The following is a 19116-nucleotide window of genomic DNA, read 5'->3' as shown; positions in this document are numbered from 1 at the left end:
AAGAACACCACGCAGCTGTTTGCCCTGTTTGCGTTTGCAAATCTGGTGCTGGCTGGACGAACCTTCGGAAGCGCTCGCGCCAGAACTCCGTCTTGAGCGGAGAAAAACTCGCAGGGATACCTCGAAAATCGTCTCGCGACGCCGTGCTGGGGCAAAAATACTCGCTTCGCTGCTCGTCAAGCCAGCGTCGACAGCACAGCTCCGGCCACGAGAAAAATATCGATTAAATCAGCGCTTCCCTTGCGCAATTAATACCGTAAGAAAATTTACCCAGAAAAATTGAACTTTGGAAGTTTCCTCTGCTCAAAGGTTACGTGTTCAGTTTTTGAGGAAAGCTCTTCATAGAACTGAGCAATGTATTCATACCTGTTTCCAGTTCAGCATTTCCTTTGATTTTTAATACTCAGAGAAAATTTTTTTGAAGAAAAGTTGAACTTAGGCAGTTTCCACCGCTCAAAAACAGTATTCATTGACTTGTTTAAGTAAGGATCTCCACCGCATGAAAAACGCTGTCATCTCCGCTTTCGCCACCCGTACCAACGCCCTGCTCGCCTGCAGCGCCACCGTCCTCCTCGCCGCGTCGGCTTCGACCGCCGCCATCGCCGCTCCCGCCGTCACCCATGGCCTGACGGCCGACAGCGCCAGCATCGGCACCTATGCGCAGGAAGTGGTCGCCGCCGCAGCCGTCTCGGCCGCCGTGGCCCAGGCGGAAGGCAACGCGCAACTGGCCGCCACGGCCCCCAGCACCAGCAGCGCCGCCGCAACCGCCACCAGCATCTATCACCTGTACGTCGCCACCAACGGTTCGGATTCGAACGCCGGCACCCAGGCCAGGCCGTTCAAGACCATCAACAAGGCCGCATCAAGCGCCAAGGCCGGCACCACCGTGCACGTCGCCGCCGGCACCTACAGCGGCAACGTCACCACCAAGGTCAGCGGCACCTCGACCAACCGCATCCGCTTCGTCTCCGACACCAAGTGGGGCGCGAAGATCATCGGCAGCGGCACCGAGGCGATGTGGACCAACAGCGGCAGCTACATCGACATCACCGGCTTCGACATCAGCGGCCCGGGGCGCCTGGGTGTCCTGAACAACGGTTCGAACACCCTGGTGTCGAACAACCACATCCACAACATCACCGTCTCGGGCGGCTGCAAGGGCGCCGGCGGCGCGGGCATCGTCAACGCCAACTACAGCGGCTCGAACGGCGACGTGATCGGCAACGTGGTGCGCGACATCGGCAAGCCGGGCGCCTGCAACGGCGTGCAGGGCATCTATTCGTCGAATCGTGGCGGCAAGATCATGAACAACATCGTCTACCGCGCCTCGGCCTACGGCATCCACCTGTGGCACGCCGCCACCGACGTGACGATCGCCAACAACACCGTGTTCGCCAACGGCTCGAGCGGCATGGGCGGCGGCATCGTGATCGGCGTGGGCGACTCGCCGGGCGGCGTCCAGCTGAAGAACACGAAGGTCATCAACAACATCGTGTATAAAAATCCGCGCGCCGGCATCTCGCAGTACTGCTACTCGGGCCAGGCCTGCATCGGTTCGGGTAACGTGACGGCCAACAACCTGGTCTACGGCAACGGTTCGGCCATCACGATGAAGGTCGGCTCCGCCACCGGCACCATCAGCGCCGATCCGAAGTTCGTCAGCTACAACCCGGCCGGCACTGGCGACTACCGCCTGCAAAGCGGTTCGCCGGCAGCCAACAAGGGCACCGCGACCTCGGCGCCGGCCGTCGACATGCTCGGCGTGGCCCGTCCGAAAGGCGGCGCCTTCGATATCGGCGCCTACGAAAACTTCTGATCAGGCAGGAGACCGGCGGCGGCGACATGCCGCCGCTAATCAGCGCTTCGACAGCCCGCTCCACGCGGGCTTTTTGCGCTGGAGGGCTGCGCTCAGCGTTCGGGATCCTGCCCGTTCGCGTCGGCGTCGAGCTGGCGCAGGAAGGCCAGCTTGTCGGCGACCTTGGCTTCGAGTCCGCGCGGCACCGGCTGGTACCAGCGCGGCTCCGGCATGCCGTCCGGCAGGTAGGTTTCGCCGGCCGCGTAGGCGTGCGGCTCGTCGTGGGCGTAGCGGTACTCGTGGCCGTAGCCGAGTTCCTTCATCAGCTTCGTCGGCGCATTGCGCAGGTGGACCGGCACCTCGCGCGACTTGTCCTTGCGGACGAAGGCCATGGCGGCGTTGAAGGCGTTGTAGCCGGCATTGCTCTTGGCCGCGATCGCCAGGTAGACCACGGCCTGTCCCAGCGCCAGTTCGCCTTCGGGCGAGCCCAGTCGCTCGTAGGTGGCGGCGGCGTCGTTCGCGATCTGCAGCGCGCGCGGATCGGCCAGGCCGATGTCTTCCCAGGCCATGCGCACGATGCGGCGCGACAGGTACTTGGCGTCGGCGCCGCCGTCGAGCATGCGGCACAGCCAGTAGAGGGCCGCGTCGGGGTGCGAGCCGCGCACCGACTTGTGCAGGGCCGAGATCTGGTCGTAGAAATTGTCGCCGCCCTTGTCGAAGCGGCGCGCGTTCAGGGTCAGCGCGTTCTCGACGAAGTCGGCGGTGATGCGGCCGACGCCGGCGGTGTCGGCCGAGGTCTTGGTCTGCTCCAGCAGGTTCAGGAAGCGGCGTGCGTCGCCGTCGGCATAGCCGACCAGGGTGTCGACCGCCACCTCGTCGAACTCCAGGTGGCGCAGCACGCGCTCGCGGGCGCGCTGGAGCAGCAGGCGCATCTCGTCGTCGTCGAGCGCCTTGAGCACGTAGACCTGGGAGCGCGACAGCAGCGCCGAGTTGACCTCGAAGGACGGGTTCTCGGTGGTGGCGCCGATCAGGGTGACCAGGCCGGATTCGACGAAGGGCAGCAAGGCATCCTGCTGCGCCTTGTTGAAACGGTGGATCTCGTCGATGAACAGGATGGTGTGCTTGCCCTGCTGGAGGTAGTGCTCGGCCTGTTCGACGGCGGCGCGGATATCCTTCACGCCCGACAGCACGGCCGACAGCGCGATGAATTCGCAGTCGAAGGCGTGGGCGGTCAGGCGCGCCAGCGTGGTCTTGCCGACGCCGGGCGGGCCCCACAGGATCATCGAGTGCGGGCGGCCCGACTTGAACACCAGGTTCAGCGGCTTGCCGGGACCCAGCAGGTGGCTCTGGCCGATGACTTCGTCGATGGTGCGCGGGCGCAGCGCTTCGGCGAGCGGAGGCGCGGGTTCGGTCTTGAACAGGTCATCCACGGCGCTCTCCGGTCACGCACGAGGCAAGGGGGAAGGTGTGCAAATTGTTGTGCATGCGGCTAGTGTAGCCGATGCCAGGAAGCGCTGCGATGCCCGCGCGGCCCGCGGGCCTGCCCGAGGCCTTACTGGTTCACCACATCCGCACCCTTCGGCACGTCGAACTTGAACTGCTGCGCCGCCAGCTGCGGATTGCGCTGGAAGCTGGTGAACTTGAGCACCGAGGTCTGCCCGAAGGTATCCTTCAGCTCCATGGCCACCGGCACCCCGCCGCGCAGGCCGATGCTGATCTGCTCGAAGGTGGTGTCCTTGGCCTTCGGCACCGCGTTCAGCCACTCCAGCCCCTCACGCTCGCCCGCCTCGGACAGGGTGAAGTTCTGCTCCAGGTTGTTGCTGCCGAACAGGATCGCGGCCGGCGAGGAGCCGAGCGCATTGCCCAGCTTCTTGATCGTCACCTGGTTCAGGTCCTTGTCGTAGATGTAGAGCTGCTCGCCGTCGGCCTGCAGCAGCTGTTCGTAGGGCTTCTGGTAAGTCCAGATGAACTTGCCCGGACGCGCGAACAGGAAGGTGCCGCTCGATACCGGCGCGGCCTTGCCGTTCTTGCCCTTGCCCAGCTGCTGCTGGGTGAACTCGCCCTTCGCGGCCTTGGTACCGGAGACGAAGGTCTTGAACTGGTCGAGGGCGCTGGCCTGGGCCGTGCCGGCCAGCGCGAAGCTTGCTGCGACCGCCAGCGCGGCCATGAAGGAGGTTTTCGATGCTTGCATGCGTATTCCTTTTCTGTGCGCGGCCCGCATGCGCCGCCTGCACGCATGCCCTGGCCGCCGTTATTCGGCGCTGGTCGCCGGGACCAGGATGTCGCGGTTGCCGTTCGATTGCATCGGCGAGACCACCCCGCTCTGCTCCATCTGTTCCAGCAGGCGCGCGGCGCGGTTGTAGCCGATGCGCAGGTGGCGCTGCACCAGCGAGATCGAGGCGCGGCGGTTCTTCAGCACCACCGCCACCGCCTGGTCGTACATGGCATCCGATTCGCCGCCGCCACCCTCGCCCGCCGGCACCCCGTCGGCATTGCCTTCTTCCAGGGTGCCGCCTTCGAGGATGCCCTCAATGTAATTCGGTTCGCCCAGCGATTGGAGATGTTTTACAACTCGATGCACTTCGTCATCCGAGACGAAGGCGCCGTGCACCCGGACCGGCAGGCCGGTACCCGGCGGCATGTACAGCATGTCGCCCATGCCCAGCAGCGTCTCGGCGCCCATCTGGTCGAGAATGGTGCGCGAGTCGATCTTCGACGACACCTGGAACGCGATACGGGTCGGGATGTTCGCCTTGATCAGGCCCGTGATCACGTCCACCGACGGACGCTGGGTCGCCAGGATCAGGTGGATGCCCGCCGCACGCGCCTTCTGGGCGATACGGGCGATCAGTTCCTCCACCTTCTTGCCGACGACCATCATCAGGTCGGCCAGTTCGTCGATGATGATGACGATGGTCGGCAGCTTCTCGAGCGGCTCCGGCGCATCCGGGGTGATCGAGAACGGATTCGGGATGTGCTCTTCGCGCTTGGCCGCGTCCAGGATCTTGCTGTTGTAGCCGGCCAGGTTGCGCACGCCCAGCTTGCTCATCAGCTTGTAGCGGCGCTCCATCTCGTTCACCGCCCAGTTCAGCGCATGGCCGGCCTGGCGCATGTCGGTCACGACCGGCGCCAGCAGGTGCGGGATGCCTTCGTACACCGACATCTCCAGCATCTTCGGGTCGATCAGGATCAGGCGCACGTCGGCCGGATCGGCCTTGTACAGCAGCGACAGGATGGTGGCGTTGATGCCCACCGATTTACCGGAACCGGTGGTGCCAGCCACCAGCAGGTGCGGCATCTTGGCCAGGTCGGCCACCACCGGCTTGCCGGCGATGTCCTTGCCCAGCGCGACGGTCAGGCTCGAGGCGCTGTCGCCGTAGACCTTGGAGCCGAGGATCTCGGTCAGGCGCACGATCTGGCGCTTCGGGTTCGGCAGCTCCAGCGCCATGTAGTTCTTGCCGGGGATGGTCTCGACCACGCGGATCGAGGTCAGCGACAGCGAGCGCGCCAGGTCGCGCGCCAGGTTGACGATCTGGCTGCCCTTCACGCCGGTGGCCGGCTCGATCTCGTAGCGGGTGACGACCGGGCCCGGATAGGCCGCCACGACCTTGGCTTCGACGCCGAAGTCGGACAGCTTCTTCTCGATCAGGCGGCTGGTGAATTCCAGGGTCTCGACCGCCACGGTTTCCTGCACCGCCGGCGCATCGTCCAGCAGCGCCAGCGGCGGCAGGCCGGAGTCGCCGGCGAATTCGTGGAACAGCGGCGCCTGCTTTTCCTTCTCGGCGCGCTCGGACTTGGGCACGCTCACCATCTGCGGCTCGATCTTGATGGTCGGCGCGGCCGCCTGGGCGGACGGCAGCGGCGCCGGCGCAGATGGAGCCGGAGCGGCCGGCGCCTTGGCAACGGGAGCGGCCGCCGGCGGCGGCGCGTCCATGTCGAACGAAGGCTCGGCCTTCACCACCGGGATCGGCGCATTCGAATGCTTCTCGGTGAACTTGGCGCGCTCGTGCACCACCACCTCGTCGCGCTTGACGGCGGCCGCCTCGCCCTGCTTGCGGTCTTCATGGTCTTCGTAGCGCATGCGGAACCAGTCGAGCGTGGTCTCGACGAACTCGCCGATGCGCTCGGCCACGGCCAGCCAGGACACCTGGAAGAACAGCGAAAAGCCCAGGCCGAACAGCAGCAGGAGCAGCAGGGTCGCGCCGGTCGAGCCGAAGGCCACATGGGTCGAATGCCCGATCAGCTGGCCCAGCACGCCGCCTGGCTTGCGCGGCAGTTCGACGTCCCACGACCACATGCGCAGGTATTCCAGGCCCACGCTGCCGGCGAACATCAGGGCGAAGCCGAACCAGCGCACGTAGATTTCGCCGTGGTGCGGCGGCTCCTTGGGGACGGGGCCCAGCCGGTCGGTGAGGCGGGCGTAGCCGCGCCAGACCTGGCGCAGGAAGATCACGCTCCACCACCAGGCGGAGAAACCGAAGATGAAAAGCAACAGATCGGACAGCCAGGCGCCGGCCCGGCCGCCCAGGTTGGCGATCTTCGGGACCACGTTGGCATGCGACCAGCCCGGGTCGCCCTTGCTGTAGCTTAACAAAATAAGCACGAAATACAGGAAGGCGACCGCGCCGGCGATCCAGCGCGCCTCCGACAGCAGGCGCGCAAGGCGTCCTGGCAGCGGCTGGCGCGCGGCGCCCTGGTTGCGGGTGTAACCTGATGTGCTGGCTTGACTATTCTTGCTCATGCTGGGTACTGCTGAAGTGTTCGCTATCGACGATCCCGCCATTCTAAAGGATATATGGTCGGGCTGGACCACGATTCATGCACGTGTGCATCATCGTCTATAATCGCGCCTTCCTTCGGGCCTTGATTCCTGCAAAGGTCGCCCCCAATTTCCGTCTGTCTACATATTAGGAAGCGCCGCCATGACTACTACCAAACACGCCAAAGTCCTGATCCTCGGTTCCGGTCCCGCCGGCTACAGCGCCGCTGTCTACGCCGCCCGCGCCAACCTGAAACCGATGCTGGTGACTGGCGTCGAGCAAGGCGGCCAACTGATGACGACCACCGATGTCGAGAACTGGCCGGGCGATCCGCTCGGCGTGCAGGGTCCGGAACTGATGCAGCGCCTGCTGCAGCACGCCGAGCGCTTCAACACCGAGATCGTGTTCGACCACATCCACACCACCTACCTGAACGAGAAGCCGATCCGCCTGGTGGGCGATTCGCACGAATTCACCTGCGACGCCCTGATCATCGCCACCGGCGCCTCGGCCCAGTACCTGGGCCTGGCGTCGGAACAGGCCTTCATGGGCAAGGGCGTGTCGGCCTGCGCGACCTGCGACGGTTTCTTCTACCGCAACCAGGAAGTGGCGGTCATCGGCGGCGGCAACACCGCGGTCGAGGAAGCCCTGTACCTGTCGAACATCGCCAACAAGGTGACCCTGATCCACCGCCGCGACAAGTTCCGCGCCGAGCCGATCCTGGTCGACCGCCTGATGAACAAGGTCGCGGAAGGCAAGATTGTGTTGGAACTTAACCACACCCTGGACGAGGTGCTGGGCGACCAGGGCGGCGTGACCGGGCTGCGCATCAAGTCGACCGCCCACGGCGATGCCAAGGAGCTGAAGGTGCACGGCCTGTTCGTGGCGATCGGCCACAAGCCGAACACCGGCATCTTCGAAGGCCAGCTCGAGATGCACAACGGTTACATCAAGACCGTCTCCGGGACGGAAGGCATGGCGACCGCCACCACCGTCCCGGGCGTGTTCGCGGCCGGCGACGTGCAGGACCACGTGTACCGCCAGGCGATCACCAGCGCCGGCACCGGTTGCATGGCCGCGCTGGACGCCCAGCGCTACCTGGAAGCACTCGAAGACTAAGAGGCAGCAATGGCGGGCATGAAAGACTTCGCTGACCTGAAAGCCTTGCGCGACAAGCTCAAGGAAGAGGAGCGCGTGCGCGCCATCGAGAAGGCCGAGCGCGAGAAGCAGGAGCGGATCGCGCGCGAGCGCGCCGTCGAATTCGGCAGCGCGATGAAGGACGTCAAGAAGATGCCCGAGTCGAACCGCTACGTGCACCGCCCGGCCTACGTGGCGCCGGCCAGGCCCGGAACGCCCGCCAGGCCGCTCAGCCCCGAGGAAGAAACCGCCGCGGTGCTGCGCGAATCCCTGTCCGACCTGTTCGACGTCGAGGGGCTCCTCGACGAAGACCCGAGCCTCAGCTACTCCCAGCCCGGCGTCGGTCCCGACGTGGTGCGCAAGCTGCGCAAGCGCCACTGGCCGGTGCAGGACGAGCTCGACCTGCACAACATGACCCGCGACCTGGCGCGCGACGCGGTCACCGACTTCCTGCACCGCGCGGACAAGCGCGGCGTGCGCTGCGTGCGCATCATCCACGGCGTCGGCTACGGCTCCGCCGGCGGCGAGCCGGTCCTGCGCGGCATCGTGCACAGCTGGCTGGTGCAGAAGAGCGAAGTGGTCGCCTTCTGCGTGGCCGGCCGCAAGGACGGCGGCCACGGCGCGCTGATCGTCCTGCTGCGGCCCGCGCTCGACCATTAATTCACGTATTTACGAGCAACAAGCCTCGAGTCACACATTTTCGCGACGAAGTTGCAATCTTGTCGCGCCTGCCTCATTCCCCTGTAGAATGCGCTCGATCCGGCGCGGGCCGGACCACATCGTGAAGGGACGGTTCAGTGATGGCAGGGCAAGCAGTTCCGATGGAGCACGGTCGCCAGGTCGACCTCCTGTCGTGCGCGGATGAGCCGATCCACCTTCCCGGCTCCATCCAGCCGCACGGCGCGCTGCTGTTCTTCCGGCCCGACGGCCGGCTCGAGGGCTGGAGCGCGAACGCCCCCGCCCTGCTCGCCATCGAACCCGCACTGGGCGCCCCCTACGACACGCTGGCCCTGCCCGCAGCGGCGCGCGAGCTGATCGCGGAACGGCTCGGCGAACCAGCCGACGACGACACCACCCCGGGCGTCGCCACCCTGACGATCGGCGACGCCGACTATGACTGCGTGGTCCACGCCGCCTATGGCCGCGTGATCGCCGAATTCGAAACCCGCGAAACGCCCGCCGACGAGGTGGTGCTGTTCGCCGTCAAGGCGCATGGCTCGATCGACCGCCTGCGGCGCCAGAAGAGCATCGACGGACTGCTGTCGGCGGCGGTGCAGCAGGTGCGTGAAGTCACCGGTTTCGACCGCGTGATGGCCTACCGTTTCCGTCCAGACGACAGCGGCGACGTGGTCGCCGAAGCGCGCCGCGACGACCTCACTCCCTACCTTGGCCAGCGCTATCCGGCCTCGGACATCCCGGCGCAGGCGCGCCGGATGTACGTGCTCAGCACCCTGCGCATGATCGTCGACGCGAACTACAGCGCGGTGCCGCTGCTCGGCGAACCCGGCGCCGCGCCGCTCGACATGAGCATGGCCCTGCTGCGCAGCGTCTCGCCGGTGCACGTCGAATACCTGAAGAACATGGGCGTGGGGGCGTCGATGAGCGTCTCGATCGTCATCAACGGCCGCCTGTGGGGCCTGATCGCCTGCCACCACATGTCGCGCAAGCTGGTGCCCTACGCGATCCGGATGGCGGCCGACGTGCTGGCCCAGGTGATCGCCTCGACCATCCACAGCATCGAGGCCAGGGTCGACGCCGACCTGGTGGAGCACGCGGCAGGCATGCGCACCAGCCTGGTCGAGTCGCTCCTGCTCGACGAGGATCCGCTCGACGTGCTCGATCATCACGCGCAGGCGCTGATGGCCTCTTCCCACGCCCAGGCCATGGTCGCATCGATCGAGGACAAGCTGATCGTCCGCGGCGACCTGGCGCCCGACCTGGCGGAAGCGATCGTCGCCTCCCTGCCCGAAGACTGCCACGACCTGCTGGTGCGCGAAGCCTTGCCGGACTGGCCGGAGCCGCTGCGCGAACGCCTCGAAAAATGGGTGGGCATGCTCGCCCTGCCCTACGACCCGCCCGCGCATGGCTGGTGCGTGCTGCTGCGGGTCGAGGAGATCGAACAGGTCGCCTGGGCCGGCATTCCCGAAAAGGCGGTCCAGGTCGGCCCGCTGGGCGCGCGCCTGACGCCGCGCGGCTCCTTCGACGCCTGGTACGAAACGGTGCGCGGCAAGGCGCATCCGTGGGAACCGACGGTGCTGGCCAATGCCCGCCTGACCCTGGCGGAACTGGTGCGCGCAACGAATTCGCGGCGCGCCCAGACCGAAGCGACGCGCGCCCAGCTGCTGGCCATGCTCGGCCACGACCTGCGCGATCCGCTCCATTCGATCAACATGGCCGGCATGGTGCTCGAGCGCGGCAACAACCAGCAGGGACTCGGCAAGCGCATCCAGTCCTCGACCAGCCGCATGCAGCGCATGATCAGCCAGGTGCTGGACATGAGCCGCATCGACCGCGGCATGGGCCTGGGCGTCGCGCTCGAACCGGTGGACCTGTCCGAACTGGTCGCCGACATGCTCGACGAAGCGCGCATGGCCTATCCGAACATCGCCTTCGACCAGGTCTGCGACGAGCCGGCGCGGGTCGAGGCGGACCGCGGCCGCCTCGGCCAGGTGCTGTCCAATTTGCTGAGCAATGCGCGCCACCACGGCGAGGCCGGCCAGCCGATCCGCGTGTGCCTGAAGAAGCAGGACCAGCAGGTCGTGATCGAGGTCTCGAACGCCGGCGCGCCGATCGCCGACGAGATCGTCCCTACCCTGTTCAACCCGTTCAAGCGCGGCTCGCTGAATAATCCGCGCAACCGCACCGGCATGGGCCTGGGGCTGTATATCGCGCAGCAGATCGTGCGCGAGCACCAGGGCGAGATCTCCTACCGCTACGACAGCGGACGGGTCGTGTTCGCGGTGCGCCTGCCGCTGCCGGGCGCCGGCGCGGCGGCCTAGTCCTTCACCACGGCAGCAGCGGGCCCGCCCCCCCCCCCCGCGCGCGGGGCCAATCGAATCCTCTTACGTGAATGCAGAGCGGCATGGTAGTCTCACAACAACATTTGTTTCCCGCTGCTGCATGACCCTCATCAAGTTCATCGAAATCATGGCGATCCTGGTCGGCGCGTTTTCCGGCTTCATCGAAGCGCGGCGCAAGCGCATGGACCTGGTCGGCGTGTTCACCGTCGCCTTCATCACCGCATTCGGCGGCGGCACGCTGCGCGACATCCTGCTCGACAAGCGCCCGCTGTTCTGGGTCACGCACCAGGAGTACGCGATCCTGATCTTCGTGCTGGCGCTGGTGGCTTCCCCCCTGATCCGCACCTTGCGCCAGATCGTGTCGGAGCGGCTGATCGTGATCGCGGATGCGGTGGGACTGGGACTGTTCTCGATCGCGGGCGTGTCGGCGGCGCTGGATGCGGACATGCCGATCTTCATCGCCTCGATGATGGGGGTGATCACGGGGATCTTCGGGGGCGTGCTGCGCGATATCGTCTGCAACGAAGTGCCGATGGTTTTCCGGGACGGCAAACCCTACGCCATCTGCGCGTTTCTCGGCAACTGGCTGTTTCTCCTCATGGGAAAATATGGCGTGTCCCATGACTTCGCGCTGTGGTCGAGCGCGCTGTTCATCAGCGGCTTGCGGCTGCTGAGCTGGAGGTTCGATATGCGGATGGGGCGCTGAGCGCCGCCATCCGGCTTCCCGCAGGTCGCGGGCGTATCAAGGCTTAGACGGCATCCGCTCCGGTCTCGCCGGTGCGGATACGAATCACCTGTTCGACATTCTGCACGAAGATCTTTCCGTCGCCGATCTTGCCGGTACGCGCCGCCTTGATGATCGCATCGACCACCGACTCGGCCATCGAATCGTCCACCACCACCTCGATCTTCACCTTCGGCAGGAAGTCCACCACATACTCGGCGCCGCGGTACAGTTCCGTGTGTCCCTTCTGTCGGCCGAAGCCCTTCACTTCGGTCACGGTCAGGCCGGTCACGTTCACCTCGGCCAGGGCCTCGCGCACCTCGTCGAGCTTGAAGGGCTTGATCACGCAGGTAATTTGTTTCATTTTTATGGTCCTTTACAAAAGCCAGGGTTAATCCGGAATATTCGCCAGGTCGTCCAGCCAGACGGTGGCCTCGGAATCGGACGGCGCGCGCCAGTCGCCGCGCGGCGACAGCGAACCACCGTTGCCGACCTTCGGGCCGTTCGGCACGCAGGAACGCTTGAACTGGCTGGTCTTGAAGAAGCGGAACAGGAAGATCGACAGGTTGCGCTTGATCGCGCCGAGGTCGTACTCGTTGCGCTCGCCCTCGATGTCGGGCCACCTGCCCTGCGCGCGGTCGGCCCAGGCCGAATACGCCAGGAAGGCGACCTTGCTCGGCCTGAAGCCGTAGCGCAGCGTGTAGTACAGGTTGAAGTCCTGCAGCTCGTAGGGTCCGATCGTGCTCTGCGTGCTCTGGGCCGGCTTGCCGTCCTTGTCGCCGCCGGGCACCAGCTCGGGGCTGATCTCGGTGCCCAGGATATTCAGCAGCACTTCCTTGCCGCCGGCGACCACCGCGCCGGTCTCGGCGACCCAGCGCACGAGATAGGAAATCAGGGTCTTGGGCACGCTCGCATTCACGTTGTAGTGCGACATGTGGTCGCCCACGCCATAGGTGCACCAGCCCAGCGCCAGCTCCGACAGGTCGCCGGTGCCGATCACGATCGCATTCTGGAAGTTCGCCAGCCGGAACAGGTGGTTGGTGCGCTCGCCCGCCTGCACGTTCTCGAAGGTGATGTCGTACTTGGCCTTGCCTTCCACATAGGGGTGGCCGAGGTCCTTCAGCATCTGGATGCAGCTCGGGCGGATGTCGATTTCCTGGGCGCTGCAGCCGACGACTTCCATCAGGTCGCGCGCCTGCTTGAGCGTGCGTTCGCTGGTGGCGAAACCCGGCATCGTGTAGGCCAGGATGTTGGTGCGCGGCAGGCCGAGGCGGTCCATCGCCCGCGCGCAGACCAGCAGCGCATGGGTCGAATCCAGCCCGCCCGACACGCCGATCACCACCTTCTCGATGCCGCTCGAGGACAGGCGCTGGATCAGGGCCTGCACCTGGATGTTGTAGACCTCGGTGCAGCGCTCGTCGCGGCGCGCGCGGTCGGCCGGCACGTAGGGGAAGCGCTCCACGCTGCGGTCGAGCGGCAGGGTGCGTTCGAGCGGCAGCTCGAGCGGGAAGCTCACCACGCGGAACTTCGACACCTCGTCCGCGTGGCGGCGCACCGACTGCGCGAAGGTGGTCGCACGCATGCGCTCGGCCGACAGGCGGTCGAGATCGACGTCGGCGAAGATGATGTGCGACTCGTCGCTGAAGCGTTCGGACTCGGCCAGCAGGTCGCCCTTCTCGTAGATCAGGGACTGGCCATCCCAGGCCATGTCGGTGGTCGACTCGCCCCGCCCGGCCGAGGTGTACAGGTAGGCCGCCAGGCAGCGCGCCGACTGCTGGCTGACCAGCTGGTGGCGGTAGCCGCTCTTGCCCACCACGACGTTCGAGGCCGACAGGTTGACCAGCACCGTGGCCCCCGCCATCGCCGCGAACGAGGATGGCGGCACCGGCACCCAGACGTCCTCGCAGATCTCGACGTGGAAGCGCAGCAGCGGCAGGTTGGCGACCTCGAACACCAGGTTCGGGCCGAAGGGCACGGTCTCGCCGAACAGGTCGATCTGGTCGACCGCGGCGCACTCCGCGGCGCTGAACTGCCGGGATTCGTAAAACTCGCCATAATTAGGCAGGAAACTCTTGGGAACCACGCCCAGCACCCGTCCGTTCGCGATCACGGCCGCGCAGTTGTAGAGCTGGTGGTTGACCCGCAGCGGCAGGCCGACGATCATGGCCAGCGGCAGGCTCTTCGACGCTTCGGTCACCGCCCCCAGGGCGTCGAGGCAGGCGTCGAGCAGCGCGCGCTGGTGGAACAGGTCGTCGCAGGTATAGGCCGACAGGCCGAGCTCGGGGAAGGCCACCAGGGCGGCGCCCCCCTCCGCGGCCTGGCGCGCCAGGCCGATGGTCTGCTCGACGTTGAAGGCCGGGTCGGCGATCCGGCAGCGCGGAATGGCCACGGCCACGCGGGCGAAATGGTGCGAATAGAGATTGAAGAATCGGCTGTTCATGGGTGTCTTTCGCATTGCAACGAGCGCCGGCTTCCCGGGGGCAAGGACCCCGCGCCTGGGAGCCGGCTGCTCACTTCTTCTTAATGGAAGTAATTTTGAATTATCGCACGCATATCGTTTCTTCTTTGTCCGAGATTGGTCGCGAGCGCTGGGACGCCCTGGTGCAGGCCCAGGACCGGCCGAATCCCTTCCTGTCCTACGCCTTCCTGCACGCGCTGCACGAATCCGGCAGCGCCGCGCCCGAAGCCGGCTGGCAGCCGCAATTCCTGGTCTTGTACCACGGCGCAGAACTGGCCGCCGCCCTGCCCCTGTACGTGAAAGGCCATTCGTATGGCGAGTACGTATTCGACTGGGCCTGGGCCGACGCCTACCAGCGCCATGGGCTGGAGTACTATCCCAAGCTGCTGTCGGCGATCCCGTTCACGCCCGTCACCGGCCCGCGCCTGATGGCGCGCGGCCCCGCCGAGCGCGCGGCGCTGATCGAGGTGCTGAAGGCGACCCAGCAGGCCTCCAGCGTGTCCTCGACCCACGTCCTGTTCCCGCCTGAGGATCAAGCGCGCCAGTTGCTGGACGCCGGCTTCATGCTGCGCAGCGGGGTGCAGTTCCACTGGCTGAACCAGGACTACGACAGCTTCGAGGAATTCCTGTCCACGCTCGAACAGAAGAAGCGCAAGAACATCCGCGCCGAGCGCCGCAAGGTGGCGCAGGCCGGCGTCACCCTGCGCCGCGTGCGCGGGCGCGATGCGCTTGAGTCGGACTGGGTGCTGTTCAACCGCTGCTATCGCCACACCTACAAGGCCCACCATTCGACGCCCTACCTGAACCTGGACTTCTTCCTGCGGATCGGGGCGGACATGCCGGACAACATCCTGCTGGTGATCGCGGAGCGCGGCGGTCGTCCGGTCGCGTCTTCGCTGGTGATCCATGATGGCGAGACGCTGTATGGACGCTACTGGGGCGAGCTGGAACATGTGCCCTGCCTGCACTTCGAGGCTTCCTACTACCAGCCGCTGGAGTTCTGCATCGAGCAGGGCATCGCCACCTTCGAGGGCGGGGCCCAGGGCGAGCACAAGATGGCGCGCGGCTTCCTGCCGACCAGGACGTGGTCGGCGCACTGGCTCGATCACCCCTCGTTCTCGGACGCGGTGGAGCGCTTCCTGGAGCGCGAGGCGGGTGGGATCGATGACTACATGGACGAGCTCAATGAGCGCAATCCGTTCAGGGCACGGTCATAGCATCTGCGCTGGCATTGGCCTCACAGCCAATCTCGCAGGATCGGCACGCCGCTCCCGCCACCGGCGGCAGTCGCGGTCATAGGAGCAAATGCGGCAACGGGAGCGACAACGTCAGAGCGCCCACTACCTCGCAGCAGGTTGCTGCAGTGCGAGCCTCGGATGCACTGCAGCTTGATACAGGTCGATGTCTCCTGACATTCGCTTCGAATGCCGGCGGCAAGTGCCACCCCAAGCTGCGTTGTTATAGAAGTTTGTCGGATGTGGGTCAGGGCCTCTGCCTACCGCGCTGGCCGACACATATGAACGCAATGCGGCACATGGTCCAAAGGCGTATAAATGACGTCCGACTAAGGCGCCGTAACTGGGGGTAGCGAGACGACGTTACTACCCATCTGTTGTGCCTCGTCGCTCGACATTGCCAGCGCGGTTGCTGACAATGTCTTCGTCGGCTTCACTCCCAAATCGCGCAGCATCTCTGCCTGCCGAATGACGTTGCCGCGGCCGCCCGACAATTTCGAGTGAGCTGCATCGTATGCCTTTTGAGCTTGGCCGAGACGCGTGCCAACTGACTCTAAATCTTCGACGAAACCGCAAAGCTTGTCATATAGATCCCCACCCTTCTTCGCGATCTCTTGTGCATTCTTGCTCTGCGCTTCCTGGCGCCACAGGTGAGCCACCGTGCGAACGACAAAAAGGAGCGTTGACGGGCTGACTAGCAGCACGTTGCGATTCCATGCATCCATGAAGAGGCTGTCATCATGAGTAACAGCGGTCATGAAGGCGGGCTCCACCGGTACAAACGCGAGAACGAAATCAAGCGACTTCACCCCGTACATCGTGTGGTAACGCTTTTCGGACAGAGACTTGATATGCGAACGTACAGAATCCAGGTGCTGCCGGAGCGACGACGCTCGCGCCTCGTCAGTGTCTGCGGTTGTAAATCTTTCGTACGCGACCAAAGAAACCTTGGCGTCGACCACAATCTTTCTTTCCTCCGGAAGGTCGATGATGACATCGGCCTGGCCACGAGAGCCATCCTCCCGCTTCTGACTATCCTGCACGTGATATTCGTGTCCCTTGCGCAGTCCCGATGCCTCGAGAACGCGCTCGAGAATGAGTTCGCCCCAATTGCCTTGCGTCTTGGCGGAGCCTTTCAATGCCAGCGTCAGATTCTTCGCATCCTGGCTAAGTGACTGATTGAGTTCCACCAAGCGGTGCACCTGTGCCGAAAGCGCAGAGCGATCTTTGCCCTCGTTAACGTAAACCTCTTCGACCTTGCCTTGGAATTCGGTCAATTTTGTTTTCAACGGCTCGAGGAGCAGGCTAATGCCTTCCCGATTCTGCTCTGCGAAGCGTTTCGACTTCTCTTCTAAAATATCGTTGGCCAAGGTCTTGAATTGGTCAGATAGCGCTGCCTTGGCCTGCAGGAGGAGTTCGAGCTTTTCAGCCGAATTCTTCTGCGCTGCCTCTGCCTGAGTACGAAGCTGGGTGAGCTGGTCTGTCAGCCCATTCACTTGCGCCTCGGCTTGCAAAAGCGAATTCTTCGCTACCCCTAGCTCGTCCACTACCAGCGTGGCGGCCGTACGCTCCGCTGCCAATTCCGCTCTGAGTTTTCCGTTGTCGCGCGCGCTCGATTCCCGAAGGTCCGTCAGCTGCGCGCTCGTTTCGCCAAGCTGTTTAGCCGAATCCTTCAGCTGGGTCTCCAAGTCAGGTAAGCGAGCCGCCAGCCCCTCCAACGCGACTCGGCGCTCTACCGATTCTCGAAGCTGTATATTGAGGTCGCCCACCTGTTTTGTTGCTTCCACCAGCTTCGACTCCAGTACCGGCAAGCGGGTGACCTGCTCCTCTAGCGCAACACGGCGCTCGTTCGACGCTTGGAGGGCCGAGTTTGACTCAGCAAGCTGCCGTGAGGCGTCGTGCAACTTGGCTTCTAAATCAGGGATACGAATAACCTGTTCGTCTAGCGTAGCCCGGCGCTGCAGCGAATCTCGCAGTTGGACGGACGCATCACGATACTGCTGCTCTAGCGAATCGTGCGCTACCCGAAGCGCTTCCCAACGCTCCTGCAGTGACTCGATCGACTGCGCCTTTTGCGCTTCGCTACTTGCCAAACGCCGGGTTTCTTCCAGACTGGCCTTCAGTTGTTCCGCCGTGGAACGCAACTCGGCCTCAACCAACGGCAACCGCAGCAAGCGTTCAGCCATACGCGCCTGCTCATCCTTCAGCTCATCAAGATTGGTTCGGACTGTTGCCAGAAGCTGTGAATTTTGGCGAGCATCTTCCTTAGCTGAATCCATCTCGTTCGTCGCAGAACGCGCTCTTTCGGTCGCCTGCGCGACTTCAACCTGAAGTTCAGTTGTCGCTGCCGCCGCTGCTGCTATGGAACTGGATTTGATTCGGCTAGCCATCAATAACCACATGAAGAAAGCGCCAAGCAACAGCGAAACTAGTGGGATTGCTTGGGAAGTTAAGTCAGTCATGCATTTCTCCGCTGAGTACGTTGTCCTGTCGAAAGACATTCTACCGCCGAGATTGCAATTTAGACAATAAAAATATATTACTTTCTCTTATAGCTTTGAAGCGAGTGAAAGGAGCATCCGGCTCATATCGGAAATGATCTGCTTGAACAGGCGATTGACATTGGGCCGACTCCTGCACCATCGTGGGCTGGCGCACTAGGCTCAATTGCTGTCGGAGATCCCGTTCACATCGGCCATTTTTCCGCACCTGATGGCGCGACAACACGACGCATGTTGCCCTTGCCGAGCGCTGAAAGCCACCCTGCAGGCCTAGCGTGTCCTCGACCCACATTCTGTTGCCGTCCGCGGAACAGGCACGCCAACTGGTGGAGTAAATGGGCGAACTCAATAAGCGCAAGCCGTTCAGGGCACGCAGTTCGGGGCTGCTAACTAGCGGCGAGCGCTCTCGGGATATTTGATTCTGGCAGCACCAAAGAAGAAGCCATCCCAGAATATCACTGCTTGATTTGGCTGCTTGATGAAGACCTGAGTGCAGCCTATATCAACTACGGTGACCGGATTGGGAAGACGTAGCTTCCTTGCGCTTATTTGAGCCTCGCGCCGAACGTACATATTCGGCTCGACACGCTTGCTCTCAAAACTTGGCGCTCCACATTGTTGGTCGCCAAATCGCACTCCTTCTTTTCTTATCGCCATCACTTGACCAAGGAGCTGCTTTGCTTGCCTTTCGTCGATTGATGTAATTTCAACGCCTTCGAGAACAGATGTGAATTTCCAGTCCCCGATGACCTCATGACCGGATTGCGCCGCTTGAGATGACATGCAGGTCGCTAATGCGATAATCGCCACTGCCGACATTGAGCAGAGACGCTGGCGCACATTGGTGCAATGCAGAATGGGCATGCGGCTCTCCTGTTTAATCGCTCGTATTGGATTGCCTGTTCGTCGCAATCCGGAACGGTGCGCTTTCTTCTTCGCGACGTTTGATGAGTCCTGGCGCCAGCTTCCATTTGCCGTTCACCCACACTTTATTGGCCTCTGACATTCTTTGCGCAGCTGCCAGAAAATTGTTGTCGTTTAAAGCTTGATAGATACGGTTATTGGTAACGTTGGTTGTATTATAGGTAAAACTCACAAGTCCATCAAATTGAGCCTGGTTAAGCTTTACTTTGACTTTTATCTTTATCCGCCGCTCTGCTTCCGCGATCCTCTTGGCATATTCGATCTCCATCGAGGGCGCCGTGACTTTTCGCTCCAGTTCCTCCGGCGTACAAACGCCCTTGTGAGCATAGAATCCTATGCCCCAAGTGCAATTTCCCTTATTCTTCCCCATGTCGTTGTAGTACCTCAGCATGGCCTTTTCCGTATTTCGCATCGCCGCGCGAGCCTCCGGGCTCATCCTCATGCCGACATTTGGATTTGCAGTGGGAACAGAAATCTTGTTCGTAGTTGCCATTACGGGCTCCGTCGAGATGGAAGCGACGAATCTATCACTCCGGCAAAGTTATTTTTTGATGTGAGCCAA

At 63.5% G+C, this 19116-nt stretch carries 15 protein-coding genes; 7 read left to right on the top strand and 8 right to left on the bottom strand.

Going from position 1 to position 19116, the window contains the following annotated elements; translation table 11 throughout:
* Nucleotides 1-283 (top strand): hypothetical protein (locus H162_RS35000; RefSeq protein ID WP_211223722.1); only part of this gene is annotated, 283 nt, incomplete at its 5' end.
* Nucleotides 284-499: 216 nt separating this feature from the next.
* Nucleotides 500-1816: a right-handed parallel beta-helix repeat-containing protein gene (locus H162_RS31240; protein ID WP_020654946.1), complete on the top strand. Its 1317-nt coding sequence runs from the start codon at nt 500-502 to the stop codon at nt 1814-1816.
* A gap of 92 nt (nt 1817-1908) precedes the next feature.
* Here H162_RS31240 and H162_RS0118305 read toward each other — a convergent pair whose 3' ends face one another.
* From H162_RS0118305 to H162_RS0118295, 3 genes are all read right to left on the bottom strand, one after another.
* Nucleotides 1909-3225, bottom strand: coding sequence for a replication-associated recombination protein A (locus H162_RS0118305; protein WP_020654945.1), 1317 nt, complete (start codon nt 3223-3225; stop codon nt 1909-1911).
* A 122-nt stretch (nt 3226-3347) separates the two neighbouring features.
* Complete coding sequence (gene lolA / locus H162_RS0118300) at nt 3348-3986, bottom strand: outer membrane lipoprotein chaperone LolA (RefSeq protein ID WP_020654944.1); 639 nt, start codon at nt 3984-3986, stop codon at nt 3348-3350.
* Between the two features lie 60 nt (nt 3987-4046).
* Nucleotides 4047-6536 (bottom strand): DNA translocase FtsK, encoded by a 2490-nt coding sequence (locus H162_RS0118295; RefSeq protein WP_020654943.1) that lies wholly within the window; start codon nt 6534-6536, stop codon nt 4047-4049.
* Between the two features lie 181 nt (nt 6537-6717).
* Between H162_RS0118295 and trxB the strand changes: the two genes are divergently transcribed.
* The 4 genes from trxB to H162_RS0118275 all read left to right on the top strand — a co-directional run bounded on the left by trxB (nt 6718) and on the right by H162_RS0118275 (nt 11418).
* On the top strand, nt 6718-7674 hold the full coding sequence (gene trxB, locus H162_RS0118290) for a thioredoxin-disulfide reductase (RefSeq protein WP_020654942.1): 957 nt from the start codon (nt 6718-6720) through the stop codon (nt 7672-7674).
* Between the two features lie 9 nt (nt 7675-7683).
* Nucleotides 7684-8352, top strand: a complete 669-nt coding sequence (locus H162_RS0118285) for a Smr/MutS family protein (RefSeq protein ID WP_020654941.1) — start codon at nt 7684-7686, stop codon at nt 8350-8352.
* A gap of 161 nt (nt 8353-8513) precedes the next feature.
* On the top strand, nt 8514-10691 hold the full coding sequence (locus H162_RS0118280; protein ID WP_020654940.1) for an ATP-binding protein: 2178 nt from the start codon (nt 8514-8516) through the stop codon (nt 10689-10691).
* A gap of 121 nt (nt 10692-10812) precedes the next feature.
* Nucleotides 10813-11418 (top strand): trimeric intracellular cation channel family protein, encoded by a 606-nt coding sequence (locus H162_RS0118275; RefSeq protein ID WP_020654939.1) that lies wholly within the window; start codon nt 10813-10815, stop codon nt 11416-11418.
* 43 nt (nt 11419-11461) lie between these two features.
* On the opposite strand, the gene H162_RS0118270 is transcribed toward H162_RS0118275, so the two are convergent.
* Nucleotides 11462-11800 carry a P-II family nitrogen regulator gene (locus H162_RS0118270; protein ID WP_026354805.1) on the bottom strand — a complete coding sequence of 113 codons (339 nt, stop codon included), beginning with the start codon at nt 11798-11800 and terminating at the stop codon, nt 11462-11464.
* A gap of 27 nt (nt 11801-11827) precedes the next feature.
* The gene (locus H162_RS0118265; protein ID WP_020654937.1) at nt 11828-13876 is read right to left on the bottom strand and encodes an NAD(+) synthase; all 2049 of its coding nucleotides are present in this window, start codon (nt 13874-13876) and stop codon (nt 11828-11830) included.
* An 83-nt stretch (nt 13877-13959) separates the two neighbouring features.
* On the opposite strand from H162_RS0118265, the gene H162_RS0118260 reads away from it, so the two are divergent.
* Nucleotides 13960-15111: a GNAT family N-acetyltransferase gene (locus H162_RS0118260; RefSeq protein WP_040787670.1), complete on the top strand. Its 1152-nt coding sequence runs from the start codon at nt 13960-13962 to the stop codon at nt 15109-15111.
* A 347-nt stretch (nt 15112-15458) separates the two neighbouring features.
* Here H162_RS0118260 and H162_RS32755 read toward each other — a convergent pair whose 3' ends face one another.
* From H162_RS32755 to H162_RS0118250, 3 genes are all read right to left on the bottom strand, one after another.
* The gene (locus H162_RS32755) at nt 15459-17591 is read right to left on the bottom strand and encodes a DNA recombination protein RmuC (RefSeq protein ID WP_020654935.1); all 2133 of its coding nucleotides are present in this window, start codon (nt 17589-17591) and stop codon (nt 15459-15461) included.
* A gap of 429 nt (nt 17592-18020) precedes the next feature.
* Nucleotides 18021-18494 (bottom strand): hypothetical protein, encoded by a 474-nt coding sequence (locus H162_RS34150; protein WP_156885681.1) that lies wholly within the window; start codon nt 18492-18494, stop codon nt 18021-18023.
* Nucleotides 18495-18507: 13 nt separating this feature from the next.
* Entirely contained in the window at nt 18508-19047 is a 540-nt protein-coding gene (locus H162_RS0118250; RefSeq protein WP_229452134.1) for a glycoside hydrolase family protein, read from the bottom strand.
* Nucleotides 19048-19116 lie beyond the last annotated feature (69 nt).

The organism is Massilia niastensis DSM 21313 (genome assembly GCF_000382345.1).
Classification (GTDB): domain Bacteria; phylum Pseudomonadota; class Gammaproteobacteria; order Burkholderiales; family Burkholderiaceae_D; genus Telluria; species Telluria niastensis.
This window is presented reverse-complemented; position numbering and strand designations above follow the sequence as displayed.